Annotated in this window: 12 protein-coding genes and 1 tRNA gene; 8 read left to right on the forward strand and 5 right to left on the reverse strand. The window is 65.5% G+C overall.

Going from position 1 to position 13,872, the window contains the following annotated elements; all coding sequences use genetic code 11:
* Window positions 1-188: transposase (locus VD972_RS14395; protein WP_324986899.1), on the forward strand; the 188-nt coding region annotated here is incomplete at its 5' end.
* Window positions 189-420: 232 nt separating this feature from the next.
* On the opposite strand, the gene VD972_RS14400 is transcribed toward VD972_RS14395, so the two are convergent.
* Entirely contained in the window at window positions 421-1,398 is a 978-nt protein-coding gene (locus VD972_RS14400; protein WP_324986902.1) for a sigma factor-like helix-turn-helix DNA-binding protein, read from the reverse strand.
* A gap of 189 nt (window positions 1,399-1,587) precedes the next feature.
* Between VD972_RS14400 and VD972_RS14405 the strand changes: the two genes are divergently transcribed.
* Both VD972_RS14405 and VD972_RS45490 read left to right on the forward strand, forming a co-directional pair.
* Window positions 1,588-5,565, forward strand: coding sequence for a bifunctional serine/threonine-protein kinase/formylglycine-generating enzyme family protein (locus VD972_RS14405; RefSeq protein ID WP_324986905.1), 3,978 nt, complete (start codon window positions 1,588-1,590; stop codon window positions 5,563-5,565).
* 385 nt (window positions 5,566-5,950) lie between these two features.
* On the forward strand, window positions 5,951-6,991 hold the full coding sequence (locus VD972_RS45490; protein ID WP_414654061.1) for an ADYC domain-containing protein: 1,041 nt from the start codon (window positions 5,951-5,953) through the stop codon (window positions 6,989-6,991).
* 9 nt (window positions 6,992-7,000) lie between these two features.
* Here VD972_RS45490 and VD972_RS14410 read toward each other — a convergent pair whose 3' ends face one another.
* On the reverse strand, window positions 7,001-8,053 hold the full coding sequence (locus VD972_RS14410) for a tyrosine-type recombinase/integrase (RefSeq protein ID WP_324986908.1): 1,053 nt from the start codon (window positions 8,051-8,053) through the stop codon (window positions 7,001-7,003).
* A gap of 127 nt (window positions 8,054-8,180) precedes the next feature.
* Window positions 8,181-8,253: transfer RNA gene (locus VD972_RS14415), tRNA-Phe, on the reverse strand.
* Window positions 8,254-8,480: 227 nt separating this feature from the next.
* Between VD972_RS14415 and nhaR the strand changes: the two genes are divergently transcribed.
* A complete protein-coding gene (gene nhaR / locus VD972_RS14420) occupies window positions 8,481-9,374 on the forward strand; it encodes a transcriptional activator NhaR (RefSeq protein ID WP_324986910.1) in 894 nt (297 codons plus the stop codon).
* Window positions 9,375-9,392: 18 nt separating this feature from the next.
* On the opposite strand, the gene VD972_RS14425 is transcribed toward nhaR, so the two are convergent.
* A complete protein-coding gene (locus tag VD972_RS14425; RefSeq protein ID WP_324986912.1) occupies window positions 9,393-9,587 on the reverse strand; it encodes a hypothetical protein in 195 nt (64 codons plus the stop codon).
* Window positions 9,588-9,792: 205 nt separating this feature from the next.
* Between VD972_RS14425 and VD972_RS14430 the strand changes: the two genes are divergently transcribed.
* From VD972_RS14430 to VD972_RS14440, 3 genes are read left to right on the forward strand one after another with little or no spacing between them, the layout of a single operon-like run.
* Window positions 9,793-11,085 (forward strand): glycosyltransferase, encoded by a 1,293-nt coding sequence (locus tag VD972_RS14430; RefSeq protein ID WP_324986914.1) that lies wholly within the window; start codon window positions 9,793-9,795, stop codon window positions 11,083-11,085.
* The gene (locus VD972_RS14435) at window positions 11,082-12,455 is read left to right on the forward strand and encodes an NfeD family protein (protein WP_324986916.1); all 1,374 of its coding nucleotides are present in this window, start codon (window positions 11,082-11,084) and stop codon (window positions 12,453-12,455) included. Before VD972_RS14430 ends, VD972_RS14435 begins: the two co-directional genes overlap by 4 nt.
* The gene (locus VD972_RS14440; RefSeq protein ID WP_324986919.1) at window positions 12,452-13,198 is read left to right on the forward strand and encodes a slipin family protein; all 747 of its coding nucleotides are present in this window, start codon (window positions 12,452-12,454) and stop codon (window positions 13,196-13,198) included. The genes VD972_RS14435 and VD972_RS14440 overlap by 4 nt, the downstream gene beginning before the upstream one ends.
* Before the next feature lies 1 nt (window position 13,199).
* On the opposite strand, the gene VD972_RS14445 is transcribed toward VD972_RS14440, so the two are convergent.
* Window positions 13,200-13,670, reverse strand: a complete 471-nt coding sequence (locus tag VD972_RS14445; RefSeq protein WP_324986922.1) for a DUF2721 domain-containing protein — start codon at window positions 13,668-13,670, stop codon at window positions 13,200-13,202.
* Window positions 13,671-13,777: 107 nt separating this feature from the next.
* On the opposite strand from VD972_RS14445, the gene VD972_RS14450 reads away from it, so the two are divergent.
* On the forward strand, window positions 13,778-13,872 hold a 95-nt coding region (locus tag VD972_RS14450; RefSeq protein WP_414654062.1), incomplete at its 3' end, for a MerR family transcriptional regulator.

Below are 13,872 nucleotides of genomic sequence, written 5' to 3' on the forward strand. Positions count from 1 at the left end.
GGATTGCTCGACCCGGCATCGAATCGAAGCAGCGGCTGGGCCGACACCGCTGGGTGGTGGAGCGGACCAACGCATGGATCAATCAGCTGCGGCGACTGCGGGTGCGTGACGAGCGCCGAGACGATGTCCACTTCAGTCTCCGCGTTCTGGGGACCTGCCTGATACTCTTCCGGGGGCTTCAAACCTGACTTTTGTTAGGAGCTCTAACCGTGGGGTTGCCCGGATCGTCCGGTGGGGGCTTGTCCTTCTTCTCCTCGTCCTTTGGACGGAAGGACTTCAGGCGTGCGCCATCCGCGAGGATGGCCGAATGAGCAAGAACCATCCCCATTGTCCTCACAGGGGACATAACCGTGTGCTTCTGCCGTGTGGAGCTAGGACAACGCGGACAGCATAAGGCTCCAAGTGGAATGAGCAGCTTCTTTACTCCTTCTCTTCCTCTTCCTTATCCTCCTTTTCCTTTTCCTTCTCTTCTCCATCATCGTCCTCTGCATCATTCTTTCCCAGGAGTTGGCTGATACTCATGTCGAGTTGGCTACGGAGGGCATTCACGAGGCTCTCGAAATCGTGCGTCGATAAGTTGTAACGCTCTTGAAGGCGGCGCTTCATCTCCGCATAGACAGCCTCCAAGGCCTTCGCGATCTGGCGCCAACTGGTTGATTGGTTGACCCCCAGCAGTGCAGCGATTTTGGTTGTCGACAACCGGCTGCGGAAGTGGAGCCGAAGCAGATGCCGCTGATCCGGCGAAAGCGAGGAGAATGCCTCACCCAAGGCCTGAACGAGCTGGGGGAAGTAGCGGCGCTTGAGAGTGTCAAAATAAGGATCCTCAGGCGCAGGCAAGGCTTCGAGCATCGCATGAGCATCCTCCTCGTGTGCGAAGCGGGTTGGAGTGCTCTGCTTTCCTAGTTGACGGCTCGCAACGATTTTAATCCAACTTTCCAGCGTACCGAGGCCCCTGTACCTGTCGAGGTCTGGCTTGGAGCCGCCCGTGCCAACCAGGACTTGAATCCGGACCGTCTGCTTGAGTTCATCGAGCACATCCTCGGGCAGTTTGGGTTTCCCAAGCAGGGCTGGTAGCCTCGCTATGTACTGCTCCTCGAACACCGCAAGGGCCTCAGAATCATCATCATCGCGCAGGCAGGCACATGCCAGATAGAGGTCGGGAAGAACCGTTTCCTCGATCACCTGCGCGAGGGGGAGCCCCTCGAACTCCGCAGGCAGTCGCTGGGTCCAGTGACGTATGAACTCCTCTTCGGGCAGTAGCACGTTCGGCCACCTGTCACGCCCCGCCTGATAGGCGCGAAGGAGCAAGGCCTCAAGCTCGTTGGGATCCTCAGGTACCTCAACGCGTACCGAGGCATGTTCCAGAAAGATCGCGGAGAGTTTGAGCAGTTTCCTCATCCCCCCAGTCTAGCGCCTGCCTTGCAGGATGGGGTACCTTCTTGCCTACCCAGCGGGCTACATCACAACGTCGCGCCATCTCCGCATAGTTCGCCCGCTCCTTGCCCCTTCAACTAAGGAACGTGTCTCTGTCCGAAGAATCAAGAATTCCCAGAATCCCATCCTGGACCGCAGATACCGCGTGACGACATGCTCTCGGACTCCCAATGTCTGGGCGATGAAATTCTCGCCCAGATGCTCGACGGCCGGCTGACACCGGAAAAGCTGGCGGCCATCAACCGCCACGCCGCCGAGTGTTCGGAATGTTACGAACTCCTGGTAGGGGCTGCACAGTTTGGCCTGCCTCCAGACGACAGCCCGGAACAGCACCTCGCTGATCAGCCTCCCCTCGGGCGGCTTCGGGCTCCGCCCACACTCCCTGCGGCCAGCTGGAAACCGCCTGAAGAGTTCGATGAGTTCCGTCTGGAGGGGCTGCTCGGCTCTGGGGCCATGGGCGTCGTCTATGTGGCGCGGGACCGGTCCCTGAACCGGATGGTGGCGGTGAAGTTCATCGCCGAAAATCAGCCTCAGCTCCGGGTCCGTGAGCGATTCCTCAGCGAGGCGCGCGCCCTGGCACGCATCCCGCAGCACCCCAACGTCGTCACCGTGTTCCGCGTCGGCGAGTTCGAGGGCCACCCGTACATCGTCTCTGAGCATCTCGCCGGCCAGAGCCTCGACAAAGTGCCCTTACCTCTCCACTGGCGTCAGGTCCTTGGCATGGCTATTGGCCTGACCCGGGGGCTCGAGGCGGTCCATCACCACAGGGTGCTGCACCGCGACATCAAACCCTCCAACATCTTCCTCACCAACGATGGACAGGTGAAGTTGCTCGACTTTGGCCTAGCCGAGCTCGTCGATCTGGACGTTCCCTACGCGATAGGTGGCACGCGCTCCGCCGCGGGCACGCCGAACTATATGGCGCCCGAGCTCCGCACCGTGCCTGCGTCACACCAGAGCGACATCTACTCCCTTGGTGTAGTCCTCTACGAACTCTGCACAGGCAAGCTTCCACAGGATCACCTCGACTCATCCAAGGAGCAGCCCGAATCCGGGCTCGCGGAACGGCCTCAAGGTGATGGCAGCTCTCTGCTCCCCGCGCGTATGCAGGATGTACAGCCCCCCTTCGCCGCCATCATCGCGGGCTGCCTCCACCCCGAGCCAGAGAAGCGCTACGCCTCGGCAAAGAAACTCCGTGAGGCACTCGAGAATCTCAAGCAGCCACACGAGTTGGAGGTTCGTCCCGTCCGCGATCCCGGTCCTCCCTACCGTGGACTGGCTTCTTTCGAAGCCGAGCACCGCACGTTCTTCTTCGGACGTGAGACCGAGACCAACGACGTGCTCGCCCTCCTGCGCAGCCAGCGCATGGTCATTGTCGCGGGTGACTCGGGCGTAGGTAAGTCCTCGCTGTGCCGCGCGGGTATCCTACCCCGCGTCGCGCAGGGCGCGCTCGACGAGTGGCGTGACTTCTCGACTTGTACGCTCGGGCCCGGCAGTCAGCCACTCGCAGCCCTTGCCGCGGCGCTTGCGCCAATCCTCGCACGGCCGGAGTCAGAGCTCATGCCCTGGCTCAAACAGACACCGGAGGAACTCGGGCGGGTGCTGCGGGAGGCCTATCAGAAGGGGCGAGGTTTGCTCCTCTTCGTCGATCAGCTCGAGGAACTCGTCACGCTCAGCGATCCGGCGGAGGCGGAGAGCTTCGCCCAATGCCTCGACGCTCTCGCCTTGCCCGCTGCAGGGGTGCGCGTGCTCCTCTCGGTTCGCGGCGACTTCCTCACGCGGATCGGTGGGCTTCCCCACCTGGGCAGCAAGGTCGAGCGGGCACTCTACCTGCTCCGTCCCCTCAAGCCTGAAGGTGTGCGCGAGGCCATCGTCAGCCCCGCGCGCAGCCAGGGCGTGCTCTTCGAGTCCGAGTTACAGGACACGCTCGTCGAGTTCATGGCGCGAGGCACGGGAAGCCTGCCGCTGCTCCAGTTCGCGCTGGCCGAGCTCTGGGAGCGCCGTGATCGGACCAGGAATCGCATCACCCGGGCGACGCTCGACGAGATGGGCGGAGTGGCAGGCGCGCTGTCCCGGCATGCCGACGGTGTGCTGGCAGGCCTCGATCGCACTGGGCAGCAGGCCGCACGCCGCCTGTTCGTCCGCCTTATCACCGCGGAGGGTACCCGCATCGCGCGGAGCGAGGAGGAGCTCACCGCTGCTTCTGAGAAGGCCCGCGCTGTCCTGCCTCTGCTCGTGGAAGGCCGGCTCTTGCACGCACTCAGAGTCCAGGGGCAGACGAGCTACGAGATCGCGCACGAGGTGCTCATCGAGAACTGGGGCACGTTGCGTGAGTGTCTCGAGGAGGACGTCGGCCAGCGTGCGCTCCGGCAGCGCCTGGAGGTGGCGGCCGCCGAGTGGGAGCGCCTGGGGTACGCCGAAGAGTCCCTCTGGCGTGGGCGCCAGTTCGGGGAGATACGAGCGCTCGATATCGCCACCCTGGGGAAGCGCGAACAGGACTTCTTCCGCGCCTCCCAACATGCCGTACGCCGCCAGAGCCTGAGGCGCAGGCTCGCCATCACCCTCGTCAGCCTCCTGGTGCTCGCAGCGGTAGCCTTCAGCGGGGCGCGTCTGCAAGCGTACAGAGCCACGCAGCGATTCGTCCGCGACCAGATGGAAACCGCCTTGGCTCTGCTGCCCGAGGCGGCCGAACGGAGCCAGCGCGCCTCGATAGGCCGTGAGCGGGCGCTCAAGCTCTTCAACGGTCATGACCCAGATGCAACTCCCGTCAGTCAGGAGTTCTGGCCGCGCGCCATGGAAGCATGGGCGCAGGTGCTCGATGAGCTGAAGCAGGCCAACCTCGCATGGGATAAGGCCGAGCAGGCCCTCGAAGCCATTCGCACCTATGACCCTGACGCGCATCACCTCTTGATCAATCTTCTCCAAGAGCGCATGGCCCTTGCCGATCACTTCCTCCGGATGGACGAGCGCGACCGGTTCGCGGAGCGGCTCAAGCAGCTGACATCTGGCGATCCAACATGGCAGAAGCGCCTGGACGCCAAGGCCGAGCTCGAGATCGAGATCGATCCTCCAGGTGCTCAGGTCGAACTCGAGCGATACGTGGATTCCGGGGGCGAGTTCACGCTCACTTACGTGGATCTGCTCAGCCCAGCCCCTAGCGCTCGAATGTCCCTCCCGCCAGGCTCTTACCGCCTCCGTATCACGCACGAGGGACGTTCACCGGTCTATTTTCCCGTCTTGCTCGAGCGAGGGAAACTTGAGCGGGTCCGCCTCACGGTGCCCACCGCCGTGCCCCCAGGCTATATCTACATCCCCCCCGGCTGCTTCCTCGCAGGCAGCGGAGATCCGGAAGATCTACGGATAGCCCAGGAGAACGCGCCGCTCTACCGGCACTGTCTCCAAGAGGGCTACCTCATCGGACGGTACGAGGTGACCGTGGGAGATTGGCTGGCATACCTCCAGACACTTCCACTAGATGCGAAAGAGCGGCACATCCTCGGGCGACCCACTCATGAACTCGGTCAGAGCGCGCTCACGCTGCGCCAACAGTACGACGGCACTTGGCTTTTCTCCTTTCAACTGATGAATGGGAGCGGTGTCGTCACGGCGCGAAGTGGCGAGCTGGCGCACTACCTTGGTCGATCCCATCGCCGCGACCAGGACTGGCTCGGCTTTCCCCTGGCCGGCGTTTCCACCGAGGACATCCAAAGCTATCTCAGCTGGCTGGATCGCACAGGGCGTTTGCCGGGGGCCAGGCTCTGCAACGAGCTGGAGTGGACCCGCGCAGCCCGTGGCGCAGACGCCCGCAAGTATCCGCATGGCAGCCAGTTCCGGGATGACAATGCCAATATTGATGCGACCTACGGCTTCCGGAATGAGGCTTATGGCCCCGACGTGGTCGGCAGCCATCCAGCCTCGATGAGTCCCTTCGGCCTTCACGACATGGCCGGCAACATCTACGAAATGACACAACCCACAATCCCAGGCTTCGGCGATGTCGTACTGCGAGGGGGGGCCTGGTACTACAGCGCGAACAGCGCGGCGATCGCTACCCGCCAAGCCAGTACGTCCACTCTCCGAGACCCTCGAATTGGCCTGCGCCTGTGTGCATCCTTTCCGGCCTGGCAGTGATTGCCCATGGAGCCGGGCTGAGTTAACGACCCCTGCATAGTTTGCCTCCCTGTCACCCCTTATGTGTGGAACCGCAGGCCGTCGGGAATCACGAGCAGACGCGCGATTCCTTACGAGAAAGCGGCTCCAGACCGAGTTGCCCTGACAGCTACCCACCTGACTGAACGAGAGGCTCCAGATGAAGAAGCACCTGCTCCTGCTTGCCTGTCTCCTGACCGGCGCATCCACGCTGGCCAACGCACCTCAACGGAAGCAGACATCTGCGTCGGCCAAGGCGCCAACGAAGGCCCGGGTATCGGGTGAAGCCCTTCTCGCCAAGAACGAACGGAGAGAGCCCCCCTGCCAGGTTCAAACACACAGCCGCAAGGCAGACCCACAAGGTCCGATGCTTATCGGCACGGAGAACGTCGAGCAGCGCAATGTGCTGACCTCGGTGAGCCAGGGCTCTGTGCAACTCCAGAATGGGCGTCTGATAGCTCCTTCCCCTGGGTCCTATACTCTGGTGGGTGCCATCTTCCAGGGAACAACGAGCGACGGCCAGCCCTTGGCGGTGGCTCTGTGCGGCGTGGAATCCCCTCCTGAAGACCCGGCGATGGAGTGGTACCAGATCCAGGTGTGGAACACCAAAAGCGAGACGTGGGAGAACCCGTGCGTCCCGACGAACCAAGTGCCCCATCCAAGGGCGCTCGCGGTGCGAGGCATCTGGGATGGGAGCGGCGCACGGAAGGACATGGAGGGGAGGTTTACTTTCGCGTGCGAGAACGGCGCCATCGCAAAGTGCATCAAATGGGGTTACAAGCCGTGGGCCGAGAAGGGGGGCCAGCCGCTGGAGCCATTGCACCAGGCCTGCACGCGCATGGTGCGAGCTGACTACTGCGGAAATGGGCGCAGCCACACCTCCCTGGGCACTGTTTTCGACTTCTATGATGACCTGCAGGTGCAGACGCGCACCCTGCAGAGAGTGTCGAACTGGGATCCGGCCCGCGGCACCTTCGAGGCAGCGTGGGGACCCGAAGGAGCAGTGTGCCTGGCACGCACGCGCGACGGGAGTCCCGTAGAGACGATCCAGCGCGAGTGCCCCGGCAACTTCGAGCCGGGCGAGAAGGACCTCGGGGATGGGGACAGGTGCACAGTGCTCCGCAAGGATGCACAGTTCACCGGAGCACTGCGCAACCGCTCGTACGACAAGCGCGGTCTTGGCACCACCCTGGGAAAGGCTGCGGACACGACGCCTCAGCCCCTGGCAGCGGCCCCCACGGCACACTCGCGAAGAGCCAGTGAGCCTGTTGACACGGGAGCTACGCAAAATCTCTGCATAGATCGCTGGCCTCCTGCCCCTCTTATGGTTGAGGCATCCCCTCACTGGGGGGGGGACGTCCGTTTCATGTCTTTGGAAGTGAGAGGATGCCTCAGTTCTCCTTGGTAAGCGTGTGCATCACCGCAAGGTGGGGATCTTCGCGGGAACGGCATGCGTCGCGTAGAAGCGCCGCGTGGTGCTCGGGCTCTTGTGGTTGAGGAAGGCCGCGACTGAGGCGGGATCGGCCCCCTTCTCGATGGCCCAGGTGGCGACGGAGTGACGGAACCTACCAGGGGTGAACGACGGGATGCCCGCCGCCTTGCAGGCCGAGATAACTGCCATGCCGTACTTCTCGCGCCCGAAGGTGCCCCGCTCCAGTAGCCGCTTCCCGGCCTCCAAGACTTCGGCGGACACGGCTGTGCGCAGCGGCTCGCCACTCTTCGTCTGAGGGCACACCAGCACGCCCGAGACTCCCTCGGCATCCCCCCGGTACGGCTCCACGCTGCCCTCTTTGGCGAAGCGGATCAGCTCGGTGACATGCCAGCCAGTCCCAGCCTGCACGTCCATCCCGTCGCGCCAGTGCGGAGCAAGGTGCTCTCGCGCCAGGAGGTAGTGCTCCCGGGGAATCACCTTTACGCGCTTCCACTGTTCGGGCCTCGCCTGGGGCACCACCAGCGTCTGGAACGTTGGATCCTCGTTCACGGTGAGCAGGTGCTTCTCCTTCCGCAGCCAGGAGTAGACGCTCTTGAGGACCGCGATCCGGTGGGGACCGTTCCCGGCGCCCTTCAGCGCGGGCTTGATGTGATCCACCAGGCTGACCTTCCGTAGATCGAGCCCCTTGAGCTGATCGGCCCACCACGCGAGGTATCGCTGCTGCTTCTCCAGCCACTCACGGGAGTTCTTCTTCACGTCCCGGTTCCAGACCAGGAACTCCTCGGCCAGGGGCGCGTCGAGGTAGATGGGCGCTTCATGCGGAGCTCCCGCCGGGTTGTACCCTTCGGGATCGGCCTCGAACCGCTTCAGCTGCTCCATCGCGGCCCGCGCGTTCCCGGCCCGGGTGCTGACCTTGTAGTTCTTCCCGTTGATCATCCGCCGGATGACGTAGACCTTCCGGCCCTTCACATCCGTGCGGACGAAGCCGCCTTCCCACGTCTCCACGTAGTCCTGGCTCTTGCCCTTGGACTCGCCCATCAGCTCGCGACCTCCTCATGGAGGGAACGTGCGGGAGGTTGCCCGTATTTTGCCCACGGCGCACTGCGGGCAAAAAAGAAGGGCGTCAGACCGAAGTCCAACGCCCTGAAATCTCTTGGGTTCTATGTGCCCAGGGGCGGAATCGAACCACCGACACGGGGATTTTCAGTCCCCTGCTCTACCGACTGAGCTACCTGGGCGGGTGCCACTACGAAAGTAGCGCCGATTTACGGGGAGTCCCCTCCTACGTCAAGCGTGTTCTGATCCTGCCCACCCCTCCTGAACATGCTCGCCAGACCCCCCTCCCTCTGCTCCCGCGCCGCCTCCCACCCTTGAGTGCCCAGAAGCCAGCCTGCTGAGTTACTTTGAGTGCGGAACTTTTCGCCTTCCCGCGCATCCGATACCGGTCCCGTCTCTCGAGGTACGCGTGAGCTGGCTCAACTACCACCACCTGCTCTACTTCTGGACCGTCGCCCGGGCCGGCACCATTGCCAAGGCCGGCGCAGAGCTCCACCTCGCCCAGCCCACCATCAGCAGTCAGATCAAGCTCCTCGAGGAAGCCCTCGGCCACAAGCTCTTCGAGCGCCAGGGCCGCAAGCTCGTGCTCACCGACGTGGGCCGCACCGTCATGCGCTACGCCGATGAGATCTTCCGGCTGGGCAACGAGCTGAAGAACGTCGTCAGCGGCCTCCCCTCAGGACAGCAGCTCCGCCTCCAGGTCGGCGTCGCGGATGTCGTGCCCAAGGTCGTCGCCGAGCGCCTCCTCCAGCCTGCCCTCGACGTCGGCCCCCTGCGCATCGTCTGCCGCGAAGGCCCCCTGCCCCAGCTCCTGGCCTCGCTCGCCCTCCATGAGCTGGATGTCGTGCTCGCCGATGCGCCAGGCTCCGAGCCCGTCAGCGTCCGCTCCTTCAACCACCTGCTCGGCAAGTGTGGGGTGTCCTTCTTCGCCGCGCCCACCCATGCCCACCTGAAGAAGAACTTCCCCCGCTCCCTCGACGGCGCTCCCATGCTCATGCCCTCCGAGGCCAGCTCCGTGCGCCACGCGCTCGACCTCTGGCTCGCGGCCCAGGGCGTGCGCCCCATCATCGCCGGCGACTTCGACGACAGCGCCCTCCTCAAGGCCTTCGGTCAGCGCGGGCTCGGCGTCTTCGCCATGCCCTCCGTCATCGAGGCCGACGTCGTCCGCCAGTTTGATGTCTCCGTGATTGGCCGCACCGACGAGATCGAGAACTGCTTCTACGCCATCACCGTCGAGCGCCGCCTGCGCCACCCCGCCGTCGTCGCCATCGCCGAGGCTGCCCGCTCGGACATCTTCCAGTAGCCGCTGCGCCGGAGGTTCCTACCCCGGCGTCCCGCCATCCACCGGCGCGGTGAGGGGGCCCGCAGGGCCCGGTGGCTCCGCCGGCACGGTCTGGACAGGCTCCGGCCCCACCGCGTCGATGGGGACCTGGTTCTCCGTCCCCGGCGGCTGGGTCGTCCGGCAGGCAAAGGCGATGGTGGCCAGAGTGGCGGCGATGAGCACGGCGCGGCGCATAGGTTCTCCCGTGAGATTCCGGGCACCCTAGGGAGCGCCTCCCTGCAAGGCAATGCGCCGCGTGAGCATTCGTTCTGCATCGGATGGGCACCCGTCCCGACATGCCCCCGCCCTTCGGCTCGCGCTCCTGGCTTGCCCACCTGCCAGGCTGAAGCCCCCTGCCACCATGTCCAACTTCCACAGGCCTGCTTCCCGGAGGGGCCTCATGCTGGACCTCGTCGATCTCGGAAAGCGCTCGTTCTCCGCCTACCGGGGCATTGCCCCCGATGAGCAGATCGATGAGGTGCTGCACCTGGCCAAGCGCCTGCGCGGTGCCCGCTGTCTCCACCTCAATGCCACCCCGTACGGTGGGGGTGTCTCGGAGCTCCTCCGCTCGGGCGTCCCGCTCCTCAACGATCTGGGACTGGTCACCGAGTGGCAGATCATCCGCGGCGATCAGTCCTTCTTCCAGGTCACCAAGCGCCTCCACAATGCCCTCCAAGGCGATCCGGTCGGGCTCTCCGAGTCGGAGAAGGCCACCTACCTGGCCCACTCGCAGCTCAACGCCAGCCACCTCTCCACCGACTACGACTTCATCACCGTCCATGATCCGCAGCCCGCCGCCCTGCCCATGCTCGGTGGCCGCAAGGGCGCGCAGTGGATCTGGCGCTGCCACATCGACACCGCACGGCCCAACCCGGAGGCCTGGGAGTTCCTGCGCCCGTTCCTCTACTCCTACGACGCCGCCGTCTTCACGCTCCCGGAGTTCATTCCCCCGAACTTCCCCATCTCCAACGTCTTCATCCACTCGCCCGCAATCGACCCGCTCAGCCCCAAGAACCTCCCCCTCCCGGAGAATGTCGCGCGCCAGGTCCTCGAGTGGATCGGCGTACGTCTGAGCCGACCCCTCGTCACCCAGATCAGCCGCTTTGATCCGTGGAAGGACCCGATGGGCGTCATCGCCGCCTACCGGCGCGTGCGGGCCCACATCCCCGACCTGCAGCTCGCCATGGTGGGCTCGCTCGCCATGGATGACCCGGAGGGCTGGGACATCTACCGGCAGATCCGCGATGCCACCACCGGAGACAACCTCATCCACGTCTTCACCAACCTGGTGGGCGTGGGAAACATCGAGGTCAACGCCTTCCAGTCGCTCTCCAACGTCGTCATCCAGAAGTCCATCCGCGAAGGCTTCGGCCTCGTCGTCTCGGAGGCACTGTGGAAGGGCACCCCCGTCGTCGCCGGGCGGGCCGGAGGCATCCCCCTGCAGATGCCCGAGGGCACGGGGGGGATCCTCGTGGACAGCATCGAGGAGTGCGCGGAGGCTGTGCTCCGCCTGCTGCGGCACCCCCAGGAGGCGCACTGCCTGGGCCAGCAGGGCCGCGAGCACGTGCGCCGCCACTTCCTCGTGCCTCGGCTGCTGCTGGACTACCTGAAGCTGCTGGACTCCCTGACTCATGAGAAGCCCCTCGCGCCCCGCGGGCTGGCGCTCTCCCCGCAGCCGAGCCCCTCCCCATGAACCTCCTGTCCTCCTTCCTCCGAAGGACTCCCAGGCCCTGGGGAAGGCCGCTCGCGCTTCTGCTGGTGGCGCTGTGCCTCGGGGGCAGCGTCCTTGCCGCGGCTCCGCCGGGCAGGCCCGTGGTCTCCCGCTGCACGCTCGAGGGCATGGTGGATGCCGGCTCCAGTGCCTACCTGATCGAGTGCGTCCAGCGAGCCGAGGAGGCGGGCCACGCCGCGTTGCTCGTCCGGTTGGACACGCCCGGCGGCTCCCTGGAGTCCACCCGCGCCGTGGTCCGCGCCTTCCTCGCCTCGCGCGTGCCGGTGCTGGTCTGGGTGGGGCCCTCGGGCGCGCGGGCTGGAAGCGCGGGCGTCTTCATCACCCTCGCCTCGCACCTGGCCGCCATGGCACCGGGCACGAACATCGGCGCGGCACACCCTGTCGTCGGCCTCTCCGGACAGGATCCCGAGCAGGCCGGGGGCAAGGAGATGGCCCGCAAGGTGGAGAACGACACCGCCGCCTTCGCCGAGAGCATCGCTCGCCAGCGAGGCCGCAACGCCGAGTGGGCCGCCACCGCCGTGAGAGAGAGCATCAGTGTCCCCGCCGACCGCGCCCAGGAGCTGCATGTCGTGGAGCAGGTGGCTGCCTCGGAGGAGGCATTCCTCGCCTGGGCGGACGGCCGGCCCGTCGAGACGGCGGATGGACCGAAGCAGCTCACCACGCGCGAGGCCCAGGTGGTGGAGCTCTCGCCGAGTCTCTCCCAGCGCCTGCTGCACGGGCTCGCCCAGCCCGCCCTCGTCTACCTGCTCTTCATGGTGGCCGCGATCGGGCTCGTGGTGGAGCTGACACACCCAGGCGTCTTCGCCCCGGGCCTTGTCGGGCTCGTGGCCCTCGTGCTCGCGCTGCTGGCCTCCTCCGCTCTGCCCGTGCGCACCGGTGCTGTCGTCCTGCTCTTCGTGGGCATCGGGCTGCTCATCGCGGAGCTCTTCGTCACCAGCGGCCTGCTCGGGGCCTGCGGGGCGCTGCTGCTCGTCCTGGGGGGCGTGCTGCTCGTAGATCGCTTCGATCCGGACTGGTTCGTCGATCCGTCCGCGCGAGTGTTCGTGCCACTGCCGATCGTGCTCCCCACGGCCCTGGTGGTGGGTGGCTTCGCCGTCTTCCTCGCCTTCCGCAGCGCCCAGACCCGCCGCCTGCCTCAGCTCGCCGGAGACGCGGGGCTGCCCGGTGAGCAGGGCTCCGCGCTGAGCCCGGTCTCCTCCGAGGGCGGCGAGGTGTTCGTCCATGGAGAGCACTGGCGGGCCGTCTCCGCCTCTCCCATCCCCCGCGGCGCTCCAGTGGTGGTGCGCCGCGTGGAGGGGCTCACCCTATACGTCGACGAGGTGAAGACATGAGCAATCTCCTGAGCGTGGCGATCCCCCTGGCCATCCTCTTCTTTCTCTTCATCTCCGGCGTCCGCATCGTCGCCGAGTACGAGAACGGCGTCGTCTTCCGGCTCGGCCGCTATGTCGGGCTCAAGCGCGCGGGCTTCCGGTGGCTCATCCCCTTCGTCGAGCGCATGGTCATCATCGACCTGCGGACCGTGGCGAAGGACGTGCCTCCTCAGGACGTCATCACCAAGGACAACGTCAGCGTGAAGGTGAACGCCGTCGTCTACTTCCGCGTCATCCACGCCGACAAGGCTGTGCTCCAGGTCGAGGACTTCCTCTACGCCACCAGCCAGCTGGCGCAGACCACGCTGCGCGCCATCCTCGGCCAGGTGGAGCTGGATGAGCTGCTCTCCCAGCGCGACCGCGTCAATCGGGATATCCAGCAGGTGCTCGATGGCCACACGGATCCGTGGGGCATCAAGGTCTCCAACGTGGAGGTGAAGCACATCGACTTGCCCGTGGAGATGCAGCGCGCCATCGCCCGCCAGGCCGAGGCCGAGCGCGAGCGCCGGGCCAAGGTCATCTCCGCCGAGGGCGAGCACCAGGCCGCCGAGAAGCTCTCCCAGGCCGCGGACGTGCTCAGCCGCAACCCGGCCAGCCTCCAGCTCCGCTACCTGCAGACGCTCGTGGAGATCACCGGCGGCGGCAACCAGACCATCATCCCCATCCCCCTGGAGCTGCTGCGCATCCTGGGCGTGGGGAAATGACCTAAGGCGGCTCTTCGAACAGCTCCTTTATCTCCAGCCGGATGGCCCGCCGGCTGAGCCGCAGCGAGGCCAGCGCGTAGACGGCGATGCCTCCGAGCAGCACCACCCCCAGCGAGAAGGCCACCACCGGCGCCACCTCCGGCACTCCGAAGCGCCGCTGCACCAGGTACAGCAGCGACGTCACCATGAAGGACAGCAGCGCCGCGTAGTCCAGCATCAGCGCCTTCGCCAAGAGCGCATGCCGCCGGTCGAGGATGACGATCTCCTCCCGCAGCAACGCCCGTCGAGCGTGTCCCTCCGGCAGCGTGCGCCACTCACGCACCATGTCCCGGACACGCGTGGTCATCCGCGCCACCTGGTTGTCCAACCCCGTCGCCAGGATGCCGCACCCGGACACCATCACCGCTGGCGTCACCGCCGCCCCGATGAGCCGGAGGGAGGAGAGGTCGAGCCCACCCACGCTTGTGTCCATGGCCTCTTCTCTCCCACCTCCCTCGACACCGCAAGCCATCCCGCCAGTGGTGAAATTCGCCAACTGTCGTCTTGACAGTTAAACTGTCGAGTCTTATTGTCTGGTTCGTGAGCACGACGAAGAGACAGACCGAGTGGAAGCTGGCCGAGCTGGCCGCCGAGGCGGGCGTCTCTCCCCGCACGGTGCGCTACTACGTCCAGCG

The organism is Hyalangium sp. (assembly GCF_035629615.1).
GTDB lineage: Bacteria > Myxococcota > Myxococcia > Myxococcales > Myxococcaceae > Hyalangium.

Bases quoted from the DNA above. Each gene is read 5' to 3' on its own strand.
- VD972_RS14400 (WP_324986902.1), bottom strand. From the start codon at position 1,398: ATGAGGAAACTGCTCAAACTCTCCGCGATCTTTCTGGAACATGCCTCG.
- VD972_RS14425 (WP_324986912.1), bottom strand. From the start codon at position 9,587: ATGCGCCGCGCCGTGCTCATCGCCGCCACTCTGGCCACCATCGCCTTT.
- VD972_RS14435 (WP_324986916.1), top strand. From the start codon at position 11,082: ATGAACCTCCTGTCCTCCTTCCTCCGAAGGACTCCCAGGCCCTGGGGA.
- VD972_RS14445 (WP_324986922.1), bottom strand. From the start codon at position 13,670: ATGGACACAAGCGTGGGTGGGCTCGACCTCTCCTCCCTCCGGCTCATC.
- VD972_RS45490 (WP_414654061.1), top strand. From the start codon at position 5,951: ATGCTTATCGGCACGGAGAACGTCGAGCAGCGCAATGTGCTGACCTCG.
- VD972_RS14405 (WP_324986905.1), top strand. From the start codon at position 1,588: ATGCTCTCGGACTCCCAATGTCTGGGCGATGAAATTCTCGCCCAGATG.
- VD972_RS14440 (WP_324986919.1), top strand. From the start codon at position 12,452: ATGAGCAATCTCCTGAGCGTGGCGATCCCCCTGGCCATCCTCTTCTTT.
- VD972_RS14430 (WP_324986914.1), top strand. From the start codon at position 9,793: ATGCTGGACCTCGTCGATCTCGGAAAGCGCTCGTTCTCCGCCTACCGG.
- VD972_RS14410 (WP_324986908.1), bottom strand. From the start codon at position 8,053: ATGGGCGAGTCCAAGGGCAAGAGCCAGGACTACGTGGAGACGTGGGAA.